We start from the raw sequence: 16,054 nt of genomic DNA on the forward strand, positions 1-16,054 counted from the left end.
CGTCAGTCAGTAACCTGAAGTTTTCAAGCCGCCATAACGGAAGAAGCCTCCCAGCTTTTAGACTGGAAGGCTTCGCGGCGGTAGCTGCCTTTGCCTTTGCCGGGTTGTTCCTGACGGCTGCGGAACAGTGGCTGGGCGATGATGGATTTGGCCTTGTTCGGCCGCTTTTTGGCTTTGCTCATGGCGTTCTCGCTCAAGTGGTGGGGTGGAGCAGCGGGGATATTCGGCCACTTCGGCGCCGCTGTCCAATTAACCTGAGCTATCGAAAGGTTACAGATTATTCCGCTGGCAATGCCAGCCGTTGTCCCGCCATCAGCAGCGTCAGTCGACTCAGGCTGCTCCAGACCGAGCCTTGGGCCTGTCCTTTGATTTGCGCGTCGATGTGTTGCGCGTCCATCAACAGCTGACCCCAGCGTCGCGCGGAGTGGCGTTGCAGGGCCTTGCTCATCAACGGCTTGCGCTTGTCCCAGATGGGCGGACGCGCCTGACTGAAGGCTTTGTCCAGCGGAATGCCCTGACTGAACTGCAACGCCAGATTGGCCAGCACACGCAGCTCGCGGGACAGCGCCCAGAGAATGACCGGAGGTTCGACGCCTTCGCCACGCAGGCCTTCGAGCATTCGCAGTGCGTGGGCCGCTTCGCCATTAAGGATGGCGTCATTCAGACCGAAAACATCGAAGCGCGCGCTGTCAGCCACCGCCGCCTGCACGGTTTCGACCGTGATCTGGCCTTCCTCGGCCATCAGCTTGAGCTTTTCGATTTCCTGCGCAGCGGCCAGCAAGTTGCCTTCCACCCGCGCAGCGATCAGTTCGATGGCGTCCGGCGTTGCTGCCAGGCCGGCTTGTGACAGGCGCTGACGAATCCATTGCGGCAACTGGCTGGCGTCCACCGGCCAGATCTGCACGAACTGGGTCTGCGGCCCTTCAACCAGCGCCTTGCCCCATTTGGTTTTCTGCGCCGAGCCGTCGAGCTTGGGCAGGCTGATCAGCAGCAGCGTGTCTTCGGCGGGACGGCCGCAGTATTCCAGCAGCGCGGCGGCGCCTTTGTCGCCGGGTTTACCGGACGGCAGGCGTAACTCCAACAGCCGGCGCTCGGCGAAAAGCGACATGCTCGCGCCCGCCTGGAGCAGGGTGCCCCAGTCGAAGCTCGAATCGGCGCTGAACACCTGACGTTCGTCATAGCCCTGCTGGCGGGCAGCCGCACGAATGGCGTCGCAGGCCTCCTGACACTGCAGCGGGTCATCGCCGCTGACGATGTAGACGGGCGCAAGGGTGCCTTGCAGGTGTTTGGAAAGCTGGGCGGGGGCGAGTTTCATGGGTCAGAAAAGATCAGGGCCGGCGAACCGGCCCCGATGCCGTCACTTGGACGGGATTTCGATAGGCGACTGCTGTGGCGTCTCGTCGCGAATGCGTTGAGCTGCAGCTTCGGCATCAGCCTGGGCGCGGGCAGCGGCGTCGGCTTTGGCTTGCAGTTCATCGAGGCGCTCAGGCGTCAGCTGCTGCAGACGGGCCAGCACTTTTTGCACGAGGTCGCTTTGCATTTCCTTACGGATCTGCGCGGCTTCCTGGTCAGAACCGATCAGGTTGTTGCCGTCATGGACGAAGACTTTCTGCGACTGCACTGAGTCATCAAGCAGCAGGACGTCTTTGCTGCCGTGAATTTCGTACTTCAGCACGGTGGTCAGCTCGTATTCGGCGGAGCGGCCGGAACCTGCGTAGCTCGCGGTGCGCTGGGTTTCGTCTTCACGGGCAATGAACAGCTTGTACTGGGCGCCGGTGTAGACGTGCACGCCGCTGCTGGTCAGGGTCTGACGCAGCTGGGTGACGACGTCGCCGTAAGCATCGCGCGCGCTCACGTCCAGTTCCTTGATCGACAGGGCGTTGGTGCCGGTGCCGCGCAGCTGGAAACCGCAGGCGCTCAGCAGAACCGCGAGTCCCATTACCAGCAGATTGCGTTTGATCATCTTGTTGCTCCCTTGAATCCGTTAGAACCCGGCATCCCGGGTTCTTGAAATTGATGCGGCGCCTGCAGACAGGCGCCCGATGATTGCGTCAGCTGGCGACGATGTTAACCAGTTTGCCCGGCACCACGATCACTTTGCGGATGGTCAGGCCGTCGATGAAGCGCAGCACGTTTTCGTTGATCCGTGCAGCCGCCTCGACTTCCTCGCGGGTGGCGCTGGCCGGCATCTCGATATGACCACGCAGTTTGCCGTTGACCTGAATCACCAGCTGCAACGTGTCCTGCACCAGTGCCGAGTCATCGACCACCGGCCAGCCGGCGTCGATGATCGGGTCGGAGTGGCCCAGTGCCGCCCACAGCTCGTGGCTGATGTGCGGGGTGATCGGCGCCAGCAACAGCGCGACCGTCTCCAGACCTTCCTGCAACAGCGCGCGGTCCTGAGCCGAAGCCTGTGGCGCTTTTTCCAGCACGTTCATCAGCGTCATCACCTGAGCGATAGCGGTGTTGAATTTGTGATGCTGCCCAACGTCCTGACCGGCCTGCTTGATGGCCAGATGAATCGAGCGGCGAACGGCCTTCTGATCGTCGTTCAGCGCGCTCTTGTCGAGTGCGCTTGCAGCGCCCGCCGTCACGTGGGCCTGAGCCAGGCGCCAGACGCGCTTGAGGAAGCGGTGCGAGCCTTCCACGCCGGAGTCAGACCATTCCAGGCTCATGTCAGGTGGCGAGGCGAACATCATGAACAGGCGGCAGGTGTCGGCGCCGTACTGGTCGATCATCGACTGAGGATCGACGCCGTTGTTCTTCGATTTCGCCATCTTTTCGATGCCGCCGATTTCAACCGGCTGGCCGTCGGCAATCAGTTTGGCGCCGATGATCTTGGCCTTGCTGTCGCGTTCGAACTCGACGTCCGCCGGGTTGAACCAGGTTTTGCTGCCGTTGGCTTCCAGACGATAGAACGTCTCGGCCACGACCATGCCTTGGGTGAGCAGATTCTTGAACGGCTCGTTGGAGCTGACCAGGCCTTCGTCGCGCATCAGTTTGTGGAAGAAGCGCGCGTACAGCAGGTGCAGGATCGCGTGTTCGATACCGCCGATGTATTGATCAACCGGCAGCCAGTGATTCGCGGCCTTCGGGTCGACCATGCCGCCCTCGTAGTGAGGCGAGGCGTAGCGGGCGAAGTACCACGAGGACTCGACGAAGGTGTCCATGGTGTCGGTTTCGCGCTTGGCCGGCGCACCGCAGGTCGGGCAGCTGCACTCGTAGAACTCGGGCATGCGCGCCAGTGGTGAGCCCGCGCCGTCCGGTACCACGTTTTCAGGCAGCTTGACCGGCAGTTGATCTTCCGGGACAGGCACGTCGCCGCACGTGTCGCAGTGAATGATCGGGATCGGGCAGCCCCAGTAGCGCTGGCGACTGATGCCCCAGTCGCGCAGGCGGAACTGGGTGCGTGAGTTGCCGAGTTCTTTCTTCAGCAGCGCGGCTTCCATCGCGTCGAAAGCACCCGCGAAATCCAGGCCGTCGAACTCGCCGGAGTTGATCAGTTGACCGTGCTCGCCGTATGCGTCCTGCCAGGGCGCAGGGGTTTCATCGCCCGCGCTGGTGCGCACAACGGCTTTGATCGGCAGGCTGTACTTGGTCGCGAACTCGAAATCGCGTTCGTCGTGTGCAGGAACGGCCATGACCGCGCCGTCGCCGTAATGCATCAGCACGTAGTTGGCGACCCACACCGGCAGCTTCTCGCCGGTCAGCGGGTGTTCGACGAACAGCGAGGTCGGCAGGCCTTTCTTTTCCTGGGTGGCGACGTCGGCTTCGGCGACGCTGCCGCTTTTGCATTCGTTGATGAACGCTTGCAGCTCGGGATTGTTCTGCGCAGCCAGGGTCGCCAGCGGGTGCTCGGCGGCAACGGCCACGTAGGTCGCGCCCATCAGGGTGTCGGGGCGGGTGGTGAAGACTTTCAGGGTGCCGGCTTCGCCGATCGACGCCTGGTCGTACGGGAACTGCACTTCCATGCCACGGGATTTGCCGATCCAGTTGCGTTGCATGGTCTTGACCTGTTCAGGCCAGCCCGGCAACTCGTCGAGGCTCTCCAGCAGCTCATCCGCGTAGGCGGTGATCTTGAAGTAGTACATCGGAATTTCGCGTTTTTCGATCACCGCGCCCGAACGCCAGCCGCGCCCGTCGATGACTTGCTCGTTGGCCAGAACGGTTTGGTCGACCGGGTCCCAGTTCACGGTGCCGTTCTTGCGGTAGATCACGCCTTTTTCGAACAGGCGAGTGAACAGCCATTGTTCCCAGCGGTAGTAATCGGGTTTGCAGGTGGTGATTTCGCGGGACCAGTCAATCGCCAGACCCAGGCTCTTGAGCTGGTTCTTCATGTAGGCGATGTTTTCGTAGGTCCACTTGGCAGGGGCGACGTTGTTCTTCATCGCGGCGTTTTCCGCCGGCATGCCGAACGCGTCCCAGCCCATCGGCTGCAGCACGTTTTTGCCTTGCATGCGCTGATAGCGGGCGATCACGTCGCCAATGGTGTAGTTGCGCACGTGACCCATGTGTAGCTTGCCGCTGGGGTAAGGGAACATCGACAGGCAGTAGAAGGTGTCCTTGCCTGGCTGTTCACTGACTTCAAAAGACTTTTGCTCGTCCCAGAAGGTCTGGGCGGCGGCTTCGATTTCGCGGGGCTGGTAGAGTTCGTGCATGGCTACTTTTGGCTGAAATGAGTGACCCTTGACCGCTTCTCGGCGTGACCGGATCAGGAAGCCTTCGCATGCCAGACGAGGCCGTCCGCATTGCGATGCATCCATGCCCGGTTGGGCGGAAGTGGATTTACAGGAAGCGCCGTAGCATACATGAGGCTACCAAGCCGAGGGAAACCCTGATTGCGTGCTCAAGACTCGGCATCTGCGGCATCCGCCGTTGGTCGCGGCACCGCGCCGGTTTTTGCAGTGGCGCTAAGCTCACTGACGGGGGTAAGTGTTTATCTTCAGTGAGGTGAGCGGATGGCAGAGCTGCAGCATGAAGTAGAGCAACCTGATGTGTATGACCGTTTGATCGATCGTCTGGGCCTGGCTCTGGACACAGCAAAAACGGCGGTGCGGCTTCGAAACGAATCCCCCGCCGAGCTTGAGTTGCGTGGATTGAGCCACGCCGAGTTTCAGTTGATCGAGGCTTATCTGGGCAGGACCGAAATCGTTATCAAAGAAGATTCTTCAATCATCACGAGGGGAAGTTCCAGCACCTCACGGGAGCCTTCCGAGTCGATGCGAGCGCCGCATCCTCAAGCCAATGTCATCTGGCTCAAGGAGCAGCGCCGAGCCAAGGTGTCGGCAAAGTTGAGTCGCTACAGTTCCACCAAACATTTCAAGCGTTAACTTCTGCGGGGGGCTGACCCCGGCCAATCGAGCATTGCTGCTTAGCGTCATTGCTTCTAGGCTTCGGGCATCTTTGGAGATGCCCGATGCCCTTTCGTTATTTCATCAAAAACCTGCTACTGCCTCCGGGCCTTTTCCTGCTGTTGTTGGTGCTCGCCTGGTGGTTGAAAAATCGCCGGCCGGTGTTGGCGCGGGTACTGTTCGTCATCGGCGTTGGCGGCATGACCGCAATGAGTCTGCCCATTGTGGTGGAGTGGTCGGCGAAGGGCATCGAGAGCATTCCGCCGCTGCCGCGTAGCGAGTGGGCCACGCTGGCCCAACGTGCAGATGCGATCGTGATTCTGGGTTCTGGCCGTGAACGCAATGACCCGAGCTGGGGCACTGATATCCCAACGGGCGTGGCGCTGGAGCGCATGAGGTACGCCGCGCGTTTGTCGAAGGCGTCCGGTTTGCCGATCCTCACCACGGGCGGGCTGCATTACGGCGAGCCACCGAGCGAGGCGGCGATCATGGCCGACTCCCTGCGCGATGACTTTGGGGTGAATGCCCGTTGGCAGGAAGGCGAAAGCCGCACGACCTGGGAAAACGCCAACATGACCGCCGCGATCTTGTTGCCCCAGGGCATCAAGCGCGTGGTCGTGGTCACCCAGGCCTGGCACATGCCGCGTTCGGTGTGGAGTTTCGAGAAGGCCGGATTTGACGTGGTTCCGGCGCCGGTCGGATTCCTGAGCGTGGACAACGCCCGCCCGTTCGGTGGCTGGACCCCGGAGGCGAGGGCGGTGTGGCAGAACGGGCAATTGATCAATGAAGCGGCGGGACTGGTGGGCTATCGCTTGTTTTACCGGTGACAGAATTGCCTTGGCGTCGAGTAAGACCCGCGGTGGCGCGGTAGGCAATGTCCATGTGGGAGCGAGCTTGCTCGCGAAGAGGCCGGGGCAGCCGCTAGATCTTCGGCGGCTGAAATGCCGTCTTCGTGAGCAAGCTCACTCCCACAGGGTCGCGTTCGCTGCACGACGGCGCTGTGTCAGGACGCCGTGACCTCTATTGCAGAGAGCCAGCAACCGGCTCACACCGCCTTCGCCATCCTGCCTGCAAAGAACGCCCAGCCGATCAGCAGCAGCGACAGCACGATCAGCGGCCATGAGCGCCAGTGCAGGTAGGGCGTGAGGTTTTGCATCGGGGTGACTTCGCCGTACATCACGGCGCGCTCGAACTGCGGCACGGTGGTGGTGATTTCGCCGAACGGGTTGATCAGCGCGCTGACGCCGTTGTTGGTGGCGCGGATCATCCAGCGGCCGGCTTCCAGTGCGCGCATTTGCGCCATTTGCAAATGCTGCAGCGGGCCGATCGAGGTGCCGAACCAGGTGTCGTTGCTCACCGTCAGCAGCAGATCGCTTTGCGCCGAGAGCCCGGCGGCGAACTCCGGGTACACCACTTCGTAACAAATGAACGGCGCGATCTCGTAACCCTTGGCTTGCAACAACGACTGCCCGGATGGGCCGCGCGCAAAGTCAGACATCGGCAGGTTGAAGAAGGTAATCAGCCCACGCAGCAGGTCCTGCAACGGCACGTACTCACCGAACGGCACCAGCTTCTGCTTGAGGTAGGTGCCGTCGCCTTCGCCCGTTACGGTAATGGCGTTGTAGTAACGGTATTCCCCATGGGTGCCTTTTTCTCGCAGCGGTACCCCGGTGATCAGCGCCGAATCCCGCTCGGCCGCAAACTTGCCCATCACCGACAGATAACCTTCAACCGACTCTTTAAGCACCGGCACGGCGGTTTCCGGCCAGATGATCAGGTCCGCTTTTTTCGAGGTGAAGGTCATGTCGCGGTACAGCGCGAGTTGCGCGTTGAGCGCCGCCGGGTCCCACTTCATGCTCTGCTCGACGTTGCCCTGCATGGCCGCAACGGTGAGCGGCTTGCCCGAAGGCTCGGTCCAGGCGTGATCCTTCAGCGCCAGCCCGGCAGCCCACGGCGCCAGCAGCAACACGATGCCTGCCGCCAATTTCGGCGCGCGTGTCCGCAAACGGGGCAGATTGCACAGCAGCGCTGCAGTCAGCGCGAGCACAAAGGAGATCAGCCACATGCCGCCCAATGGCGCGAGCCCTTTGAGAGGACCGTCGAGTTGGCTGTAGCCGGAATAGAGCCAGGGGAAACCGGTGAGGAACCAGCCGCGAAACATTTCCTGGCCGAACCACAAGGCCGCGAAGGCCAGTGAATCCGCCAGCGGGGCTTCGTTGCGGCGGATCCAGCGGGCCCAGATCCATGCCGGCAGGGCGAAGAAAAACGCCACCGCCGCGCAGAACAGCACCATCAGGAAAGCCGCCAGCCAGACCGGCGCCTCGCCATAGGTGTGGATGCTGACGTAAATCCAGCTGGTGCCGCCGCCGAACAGGCCAAATCCGTAGGACCAACCGCGCCAGAGGGCCTGACGGGGTGTGAGGTCGCGCAGACCCAGATAGAAAACCACCAGCGCGACAATCGCCAGTGGCCAGATATCGAAGGGTGCCAGGGCCAGGGTAATCAACGCGCCGGCCACCATGGCCAGCAGGTTACCGGGCCAGCCGGGGCGGGTGATCCAGCGCATTTACATTCCTTAAAACGGGTAGGGCGTTACGAGCGGTTGATCGGGCTCAGGCGCAGCAAGTGAATACGACGGCTGTCGGCATTCAGGATGCGGAAACGGTACGCGCCGATTTCGGTGATTTCATTACGCTTGGGCAGATGCCCGAACGCATTCATCACCAGACCGCCGACGGTGTCGAATTCGTCATCTGAGAACCCGCTGTCGAAGAACTCGTTGAAGCTCTCGATCGGGGTCAGCGCCTTGACCAGGAAGTCGCCACTGGGCAGCGGCTTGATGTAGCTGTCTTCCTCGACGTCGTGCTCGTCTTCGATGTCGCCGACGATTTGCTCGAGCACGTCTTCGATGGTCACCAAACCCGCCACGCCGCCGTATTCGTCGATGACGATGGCCATGTGATTGTGGTTGGCGCGGAATTCCCGCAACAGCACGTTCAGGCGCTTGGATTCAGGGACGAAGGTCGCCGGGCGCAGCAGGCTTTTCACGTCACCGCTGCCACCGTCTTCCTTGAGAATCAGCGGCAGCAGGTCCTTGGCGAGCAAGACGCCCAGCACGTCATCGTGGCTTTCTCCGATGACCGGGTAGCGCGAGTGCGCCGAATCGATCACGGCAGGCAGGAATTCGCGTGGGGTCTGGCTGGCCTTGATGCTGATCATCTGCGAGCGCGGCACCATGATGTCGCGGACCTGCAGGTCAGCGACCTGAATGGCGCCTTCGACAATGGCCAGCGCTTCACTGTCCAGCAGCTTGTTCTGATGGGCTTCGCGCAGCAGCTCCAATAGCTCCTGGCGGTTTTTCGGCTCATGGGCAAATGCCTGGGTCAGTTTGCCCAACCATGACTTTTGCCCGTTGCTCGATCGGTCTTCGCTCATAGCCCTTACTCGTGGTCCTTGGCTGATGTTTCTAAATGAGGTGTGTCGGAATGCGGACTGTCGACGGATTCGTCGTCGGCGTATGGATCCGGATAGCCAAGCTCTGCAAGCAACTCCCGTTCCAGCGCTTCCATCTCTTCGGCTTCGTCGTCATCGATGTGATCGTAGCCCAACAGATGCAGACAGCCATGAATCACCAGATGCGCCCAATGAGCGTCCGATGACTTGCCCTGTTCAGCGGCTTCACGGGTGACGACAGGCACGCAGATGACCAGATCGCCCAGCAGCGGGATGTCCAGCATCTCGTCGGGGACGTCGGCGGGAAATGACAACACGTTGGTGGCGTAATCCTTGTGCCGCCAGGTGTTGTTCAGCTCTCGGCCTTCGGCTTCGTCGACGAGGCGAATGGTCAGTTCCGAGTCAGCCGAACGCTGGCGCAGGCCCATTTCACACCAGAGGCGGAACTGGGCTTCGCTCGGGGCGCTGGCCTGACTCGCACGTTGCAGATCCAGCTCAAGCATCGCTGCGAGTGTCCCGTGAACCCTGGGGAGCGGCCGGATTGTCGTTGCGTTCCTCGTAGCGCTCGTAGGCTTCGACGATGCGCTGCACCAACGGATGGCGCACGACGTCCTTGGGCTTGAAGTGGGTGAAGCTGATGCCCGGCACGTCCTTGAGCACGTCGATGACGTGGTTCAACCCGGATTTCGTGCCCTTGGGCAAGTCGATCTGGGTGACGTCACCGGTGATCACGGCGGTGGAGCCGAAGCCGATACGGGTCAGGAACATTTTCATCTGCTCGACGGTGGTGTTCTGACTCTCGTCGAGAATGATGAAGCTGTTATTAAGCGTGCGACCGCGCATGTACGCCAGTGGCGCGACTTCGATCACCTGCTTCTCGATCAGCTTGGCGACGTATTCGAAGCCGAGCATTTCGTACAGCGCGTCATACAGCGGGCGCAGGTACGGGTCGATTTTCTGGGACAGGTCGCCGGGCAGGAAGCCGAGCTTTTCGCCCGCTTCTACGGCAGGACGCACCAGCAGGATGCGGCGGATGGTCTCGCGCTCAAGGGCATCAACCGCAGCGGCCACGGCGAGATAAGTCTTGCCGGTACCGGCCGGACCGATGCCGAAGTTGATGTCGTTGGCGAGGATTTCCTTCACGTACCGCTGCTGATTCAAGCCACGGGGGCGAATCATGCCTTTCTTGGTACGCAGAGCGACGCCGACTTCGGCAGCAGGGTGGTTATCCAGCTCTTCAACGCCGGATTCCTGCAGGAACAGATGAACCATGTCCGGTGACAGTTCGGTCGCTTTCGTTTCCCGATACAGCCGGCGCAGCAGGTTTTCTGCCGAGGTGGTTTGTTTGCGCTCGCCGATCATCTCGAACTGGCCTCCGCGATTGCGGATCTCGATGTCCAGGCGCTGTTCGATCAAGCGCAAATGCTCGTCGAATTGCCCGCACAGATTGGCGAAGCGGTGAGCCTCGATAGGTTCGAGGCTGAAGCGATGTGGTTCGATAGGTGCGTTCAAAGTGGTTTTGGGCCGCCCGACGGCAATGTGAAGTGACGTGAAGGATAACCCCTGCAGGCAGTGTCAGGAAGGGTTCACTCACGAATGGATAAATGAGCTGCGCAGACGCCCGGCGGGGCAGCCGATAACAGACAGCCCGCCGGGCCTGCGAGCTGAATCGTGCGCCGGTGCAGCCGACGTATGGCGGCTGTCCGACAGCAGATTCAGCGCCCGGTCCTGCGCATAAACATCATGCGTGGCGATTAGATTGGGGCGCTTTGGCTTATTGCAACAACGACCCGCGCAGCGAGTGGGGTTGGGCGCTGTCGATATAGACATCGGCGAACTGGCCGATCAGCCGGGGGTTGTCGCAGCGGAAATTGACGATCCGGTTGTTCTCGGTACGGCCCTGCAGTTCGCCAGGGTCCTTCTTCGAATAATCGGTGACCAGAATGCGCTGCACGGTACCGGCCATCTTGCGGCTGATGTCCAGACCCTGGCGGTTGATCAGGTCCTGCAGCTGTTTCAGGCGTTCTTTCTTCACTTCTTCCGACGTGTCGTCGGCCAGATCGGCCGCGGGTGTGCCGGGACGTGCGCTGTAGACGAAGGAGTAGGAGAAATCCATGCCGACGTCTTCCACCAGCTTCATGGTCTGCAGGTGATCCTTCTCGGTTTCGCCCGGAAAGCCGACGATGAAGTCGGAGCTGATGCAGATGTCCGGCACCGCCGCGCGCAGCTTGCGCAGGCGTGACTTGTATTCGAGCACCGTGTGATTGCGTTTCATGGCCGCGAGAATCCGGTCGGAACCTGATTGCACGGGCAGGTGCAGATGCTTCACCAGTTCCGGAACTTCGGCGTGGGCCTGAATCAGGCTGTCGGAGAACTCCAGCGGGTGCGAAGTGGTGTAGCGAATGCGGTCGATGCCGTCGATGGCGGCGACCACGCGGATCAGTTCGGCCAGGTCAGCGAGGCGCCCGTCGTGGGTGGTGCCGCGATAGCCGTTGACGTTCTGGCCCAGCAGGGTCACTTCACGCACGCCGTTCTCAGCCAGATGAAGCACCTCGTTGATAACGTCGTCGAACGGCCGGCTGACTTCTTCGCCACGGGTATAAGGCACCACGCAGAACGTGCAGTACTTGCTGCAGCCTTCCATCACCGATACATAAGCGCTCGGGCCATCGACACGGGGCTCGGGCAGGTGATCGAATTTTTCGATTTCAGGGAACGAGACGTCGACCTGGGGCAGGCGGGTGATGCGCGCCGCGTCGATCATTTCCGGCAGACGGTGCAGGGTCTGCGGGCCGAACACCACGTCGACGTACGGCGCGCGATCGCGGATGGCCGCGCCTTCCTGACTCGCCACGCAGCCACCGACGGCGATGACCATTTCCGGGTTCGCCAGCTTCAATTCGCGCCAGCGGCCAAGCTGGGAGTACACCCGATCCTGCGCCCGCTCGCGGATTGAGCAGGTGTTGAGCAGGATGACGTCAGCGTCTTCCGCCCGTGCGGTGACTTCCAGTGCTTGATGTTCGCCCAGCAGGTCGACCATGCGCGAGCTGTCGTACTCGTTCATCTGGCAACCATGGGTTTCGATGTAAAGCTTCTTGGCCATGCGGGGGTTCATCAGGTGATTCAAAGAACCGCGCATTATAGGGATGCGGGCCCCGGCTTCCTAGCGTCGTCTAACCAGCGGCATGCTATAGTTCGCGCCCTTTTCAAAACTCTGATCACTGCCTGCCTGTTATGACCAAACGCGAAGCTCCAATCTACAAGGTGATTTTTCTCAACCAGGGACAGGTGTTCGAGATGTACGCCAAACAGATCTATCAGAGTGATCTGTGGGGCTTTCTGGAAGTGGAAGAATTCGTCTTCGGCGAGCGCACCACCGTCGTGGTCGACCCCAGCGAAGAGAAGCTCAAGGCGCAGTTCGATGGCGTAGTGCGCAGCTTCGTGCCGATGCACTCGATCGTGCGGATCGATGAAGTGGAGCGTATGGGCACAGCGAAGATCACCGAGGCGCGTCACACCGGCAATGTCATGCCGTTTCCGATGCCCATGCCGGACAAGTAATTCAGATCAAGGCTTGTCGCTGTCGGCAGGGAAGGGCGCAAACGGCGTGCGTCCTTCAGCGGTCTGCAGCTCCAGCAGGTATTTGCGGAAAATCTGCCCGAGCACTTGGGTGGCCACTTCGAGATCTTCGCGCTTCATTTGCGCGGACACTTCGTCCGCCTGATCCAGCGCATCTTCCGAACCGTTGACCGCCGCCATCTTCAGCACGATATACGCCTGAATGTTGTTGGCCTGCACCCCTTCGCCACGAAAGAACATCAAGCCCAGTTGGTACTGCGCCTGGGCATGCCCCTGCAACGAAGCTTTTTCGAAGTAGTTAAGTGCCTGGGTCAAGTCACGTGGCGCACTTTTGCCCTCGTAGTAGAACTCCCCCAACTCGTATTGCGCCTGCGCATCCCCATCCTGAGCCGCCTGCTGACAAGCGGACAACGCTGCTGGCAGGTTGTCTGGCTGGGTATTGAGGGTGCAACGACCCACCGCCGGGATCAACAACGAGTTGCCACCTGCATTAGCCAGCAGGGGATGAAGAAGCAACAGGCAGCCCAATGCAAGGGTGCGGCCGGTGCGATTCATGGAAGTCGACTTACCTCTGAAAAAGGTGCGGGCATGCCCGTCCAGCGAAACGTGCTGGCTGCGCATTATGAAATAAGCGAGGGCAACCTTACAAAGTCTTTACTGATTTTCTGCTGCGCGGGCTTGATTAGCCTGAATTCAGGGAGGTTGAGCGAGCTGTAGAGACGCGGGCGGAATCCGTTCCGCCCGGTCTGCCCGTCATTTCAGTTGGGCGAAGGCTTTTTCTGCGGCATCCAGCGTCTGCTGCAACTCGGCGTCGCCGTGGGCGATCGAGGTGAAGCCGGCTTCGAATGCGCTCGGCGCCAGGTACACGCCGCCTTCCAGCATCAGGTGGAAGAACTGTTTGAAGCGATTGGCGTCGCTGGTCATCACGTCCTGGAAGGTGACGATTTCTTTGGCGTCGCTGAAGTACAGGCCGAACATGCCGCCCGCCTGAGTGGTCACGAACGGGATGCCGGCGGCGTCGGCGCGCTGTTGCAGGCCTTCCAGCAGGCGCGTGGTGAACGCACTCAACTCATCGTGGAAACCCGGGCGGCTGATCAGACGCAGGGTGGTCAGTCCCGCCGCCATTGCCAGCGGGTTTCCCGACAGCGTGCCGGCCTGATACACCGGGCCCAGCGGCGCGATGTGCGACATGATTTCGCGTTTGCCGCCGAAACAGCCGACCGGCATGCCGCCGCCGATGATCTTGCCGAAGGTGCTCAGGTCCGGCTTCACGCCGTAATAGGCTTGGGCCCCGCCGAGGGCGACGCGGAAACCGGTCATCACTTCGTCGAAAATCAGCACTACGCCGTGCTCGTCGCAGGCCTCGCGCAGGCCTTGCAGGAAGCCCGGCGCAGGCGGCACGCAGTTCATGTTGCCCGCCACCGGCTCGACGATGATGCACGCCACTTCCTGGCCGACGTCAGCGAGCATCGTTTTGACCGCGTCGATGTCGTTGAACGGCAGCGTCAGCGTGTGCTTGGCGAAAGCCGCCGGTACGCCGGGCGAGCTCGGCACGCCCAGGGTCAGCGCGCCGGAACCGGCTTTCACCAGCAGGCTGTCGGAGTGGCCGTGGTAGCAGCCTTCGAACTTGATGATGCTGTCCCGGCCAGTGAAACCGCGGGCCAGACGGATCGCGCTCATGGTCGCTTCGGTGCCGGAGCTGACCATGCGCACCATTTCCATCGACGGCACGATCGAGCAGACCAGATCGGCCATCTCGGTTTCCATCGCGGTCGGTGCGCCGTACGACAGACCGTGTTCCAGCTGCTTGCGCACGGCATCCAGCACGTCCGGATGACTGTGGCCCAGAATCATCGGGCCCCACGAGCCAACGTAATCGACGTAACGCTTGTCGTCTTCATCGGTGACGTAGGCGCCGACCGCGTGTTTGAAGAACAGCGGCGTGCCACCGACGCTTTTGAACGCGCGGACCGGCGAGTTGACGCCGCCGGGGATGTGTTTCTGGGCGTTGGCGAACAGGGTTTCAGAACGGGACATGATGAGGTCTCTGTTTGAATCGGAATGAATGAGTGCGTAACCGGCCTGATGCAGAATCAGGCGGGTTTGAACAAATCGTTGAAAGCCCGGGCGCGGCGAGTAACTTCCTGAGTGGTTTCAGCGCCGAACAGCCCGTGCACGACGGCCAGCAGATCGGCGCCGTGGGCCACCAGCGGCGCGGCGTTTTCCAGGGTGATGCCGCCGATCACCGCAATGGGCAGCTTGATGCGTTTGCGTGCCTGGCTGAGCAGGTCGAGGCTGCAGGTCGGTGCGCCGGGTTTGGTCTGGGAATTGAAGAAGCGTCCGAAGGCGACATACGAAGCGCCGTCGGTCTTGGCCTTGACGGCCAGTTCCAGCTGTGCGTGGCAGGTCGCGCCGACAATGGCTTTGTGACCGAGCAGGGCGCGGGCGTCAGGCAGCGAGCCGTCGGTTTGCCCAAGGTGCACGCCGACGCCCAGGCGCGCGGCCACTTCGGCGTCGTCGTTGATGATCAGACGGGTCTTGTAGCGCTCGCACAGCTTGAGCAGCGCCGAGGCCTCGCGCAGGCGGCGGGTCTCGTCGCCGGATTTGTCGCGGTATTGCAGCAGGGTCACGCCGCCATCGAGGGCGGCTTCGACGTAAGACAGGAATTTGCCGGCCAACAGCTGGCTGTCGGTCACGGCATACAAGCCACGTAATCTCATCAGGGTGCCTCTTTTTCGTGGCGTTACGAGCAGAAATCCAGCGGCAGGCGGCGCGGAACGAATTGTCCCCGGCCCAGCTGTTCGGCATCGCGCAGCGTGCGCCAAGTGTAGTCCAGCGCCATTTGTACAGCGCCAATCAGGTCCTGGCCCTGCGCCAGTCTTCCCGCCAAGGCGCTGGCCAGTGTGCATCCGGAGCCGTGGTAGCTGCCCGGCAAACGCTGACAGGTGAAAGTGCGTGACTGACCGCCGCGGATGTACAGACGGTTGTGAACTTCGTGCTCATCGCCATGACCGCCGGTGATCAGCAAGTGCTCGCAGAACGGCAGCAGCTTTTCGGCACATTCATCGGCGGTGCCTTCAGGCAGTTCGGCGAGGATGCGCGCTTCCGGCAGGTTTGGCGTGGCGATGGTGGCGAGTGGCAACAGACGCTCGCGCATGGCGTAACCCACTTCGTCCTTGCCCAGCCGACCGCCGCCACCGGCACGCAACACCGGATCGCAGACCATGGGCAGATGCGGATGCGCTGCCAGCAGTTCAACGACGGTGTCGACCATCTCCAGCGAACCCAACATCCCCAGCTTCACTGCCGCGACGGTGGAGTCGTTGAGCACGGCATTGGCTTGCGCCAGCACCCACTCGCGATCCAGCACGCGAAAGTCAGTGACGTTCACGGTGTCCTGAACGGTCAGGGCGGTGACGGCGGGAGCGGCGTGGCAACCCTGAGCAAGCAGGGCTTCGATATCTGCCTGCAAACCGGCGCCGCCACTGGGGTCGTGACCGGAGAGACAGAGGACAACAGGGCGGGAGCTATAGATATTCATGGTGCGCGAGCTTACCACTAAACTTTTTGCCAGTGGGACCGGCTTCAGCCGGGAAGGGGCCAGTGCGAACATCCCTCATTTTGCAGCGAGACGCCTGACGCCTTCCCGGCTAAAGCCGGTCCCACCAGGT

Annotated in this window: 16 protein-coding genes; 3 read left to right on the top strand and 13 right to left on the bottom strand. The window is 61.5% G+C overall.

The window, feature by feature from the left end; all coding sequences use genetic code 11:
• Positions 1-23: 23 nt before the first annotated feature.
• The 4 genes from arfA to leuS form a co-directional block, all read right to left on the bottom strand.
• Positions 24-182, bottom strand: a complete 159-nt coding sequence (gene arfA, locus ABEH28_RS23595; RefSeq protein ID WP_037017982.1) for an alternative ribosome rescue factor ArfA — start codon at positions 180-182, stop codon at positions 24-26.
• A 95-nt stretch (positions 183-277) separates the two neighbouring features.
• Positions 278-1,315, bottom strand: a complete 1,038-nt coding sequence (gene holA / locus ABEH28_RS23600; RefSeq protein WP_346631215.1) for a DNA polymerase III subunit delta — start codon at positions 1,313-1,315, stop codon at positions 278-280.
• A gap of 42 nt (positions 1,316-1,357) precedes the next feature.
• Positions 1,358-1,963, bottom strand: a complete 606-nt coding sequence (gene lptE, locus ABEH28_RS23605; RefSeq protein ID WP_192173755.1) for an LPS assembly lipoprotein LptE — start codon at positions 1,961-1,963, stop codon at positions 1,358-1,360.
• Positions 1,964-2,051: 88 nt separating this feature from the next.
• The gene (leuS, locus tag ABEH28_RS23610; protein ID WP_346631216.1) at positions 2,052-4,658 is read right to left on the bottom strand and encodes a leucine--tRNA ligase; all 2,607 of its coding nucleotides are present in this window, start codon (positions 4,656-4,658) and stop codon (positions 2,052-2,054) included.
• Positions 4,659-4,958: 300 nt separating this feature from the next.
• Between leuS and ABEH28_RS23615 the strand changes: the two genes are divergently transcribed.
• Both ABEH28_RS23615 and ABEH28_RS23620 read left to right on the top strand, forming a co-directional pair.
• A complete protein-coding gene (locus ABEH28_RS23615; RefSeq protein WP_346631217.1) occupies positions 4,959-5,330 on the top strand; it encodes a hypothetical protein in 372 nt (123 codons plus the stop codon).
• A gap of 86 nt (positions 5,331-5,416) precedes the next feature.
• On the top strand, positions 5,417-6,178 hold the full coding sequence (locus tag ABEH28_RS23620) for a YdcF family protein (RefSeq protein WP_346631218.1): 762 nt from the start codon (positions 5,417-5,419) through the stop codon (positions 6,176-6,178).
• 218 nt (positions 6,179-6,396) lie between these two features.
• Here the strand turns inward: ABEH28_RS23620 and lnt are convergent, their stop codons facing one another.
• The 5 genes from lnt to miaB all read right to left on the bottom strand — a co-directional run bounded on the left by lnt (position 6,397) and on the right by miaB (position 11,907).
• On the bottom strand, positions 6,397-7,917 hold the full coding sequence (gene lnt, locus ABEH28_RS23625) for an apolipoprotein N-acyltransferase (RefSeq protein ID WP_346631219.1): 1,521 nt from the start codon (positions 7,915-7,917) through the stop codon (positions 6,397-6,399).
• A gap of 26 nt (positions 7,918-7,943) precedes the next feature.
• The gene (locus ABEH28_RS23630) at positions 7,944-8,786 is read right to left on the bottom strand and encodes an HlyC/CorC family transporter (protein WP_037018000.1); all 843 of its coding nucleotides are present in this window, start codon (positions 8,784-8,786) and stop codon (positions 7,944-7,946) included.
• A 5-nt stretch (positions 8,787-8,791) separates the two neighbouring features.
• The gene (ybeY, locus tag ABEH28_RS23635; protein WP_192173750.1) at positions 8,792-9,307 is read right to left on the bottom strand and encodes an rRNA maturation RNase YbeY; all 516 of its coding nucleotides are present in this window, start codon (positions 9,305-9,307) and stop codon (positions 8,792-8,794) included.
• On the bottom strand, positions 9,300-10,316 hold the full coding sequence (locus ABEH28_RS23640; RefSeq protein ID WP_346631220.1) for a PhoH family protein: 1,017 nt from the start codon (positions 10,314-10,316) through the stop codon (positions 9,300-9,302). Before ABEH28_RS23640 ends, ybeY begins: the two co-directional genes overlap by 8 nt.
• Before the next feature lie 262 nt (positions 10,317-10,578).
• A complete protein-coding gene (gene miaB / locus ABEH28_RS23645; protein ID WP_346631221.1) occupies positions 10,579-11,907 on the bottom strand; it encodes a tRNA (N6-isopentenyl adenosine(37)-C2)-methylthiotransferase MiaB in 1,329 nt (442 codons plus the stop codon).
• Positions 11,908-12,038: 131 nt separating this feature from the next.
• On the opposite strand from miaB, the gene ABEH28_RS23650 reads away from it, so the two are divergent.
• On the top strand, positions 12,039-12,365 hold the full coding sequence (locus tag ABEH28_RS23650; protein ID WP_065988358.1) for a DUF1820 family protein: 327 nt from the start codon (positions 12,039-12,041) through the stop codon (positions 12,363-12,365).
• Positions 12,366-12,371: 6 nt separating this feature from the next.
• Here ABEH28_RS23650 and ABEH28_RS23655 read toward each other — a convergent pair whose 3' ends face one another.
• The 4 genes from ABEH28_RS23655 to ABEH28_RS23670 form a co-directional block, all read right to left on the bottom strand.
• A complete protein-coding gene (locus ABEH28_RS23655; protein WP_192173747.1) occupies positions 12,372-12,938 on the bottom strand; it encodes a tetratricopeptide repeat protein in 567 nt (188 codons plus the stop codon).
• Between the two features lie 198 nt (positions 12,939-13,136).
• Entirely contained in the window at positions 13,137-14,420 is a 1,284-nt protein-coding gene (gene hemL, locus ABEH28_RS23660) for a glutamate-1-semialdehyde 2,1-aminomutase (RefSeq protein ID WP_346631222.1), read from the bottom strand.
• A 56-nt stretch (positions 14,421-14,476) separates the two neighbouring features.
• Positions 14,477-15,103 (bottom strand): thiamine phosphate synthase, encoded by a 627-nt coding sequence (gene thiE / locus ABEH28_RS23665; RefSeq protein ID WP_346631223.1) that lies wholly within the window; start codon positions 15,101-15,103, stop codon positions 14,477-14,479.
• A gap of 23 nt (positions 15,104-15,126) precedes the next feature.
• Complete coding sequence (locus ABEH28_RS23670; RefSeq protein WP_192173744.1) at positions 15,127-15,924, bottom strand: hydroxymethylpyrimidine/phosphomethylpyrimidine kinase; 798 nt, start codon at positions 15,922-15,924, stop codon at positions 15,127-15,129.
• Positions 15,925-16,054 lie beyond the last annotated feature (130 nt).

This window comes from Pseudomonas sp. Ps21-P2, from assembly GCF_039672565.1.
In the GTDB taxonomy this organism is placed as follows: Bacteria; Pseudomonadota; Gammaproteobacteria; order Pseudomonadales; family Pseudomonadaceae; genus Aquipseudomonas.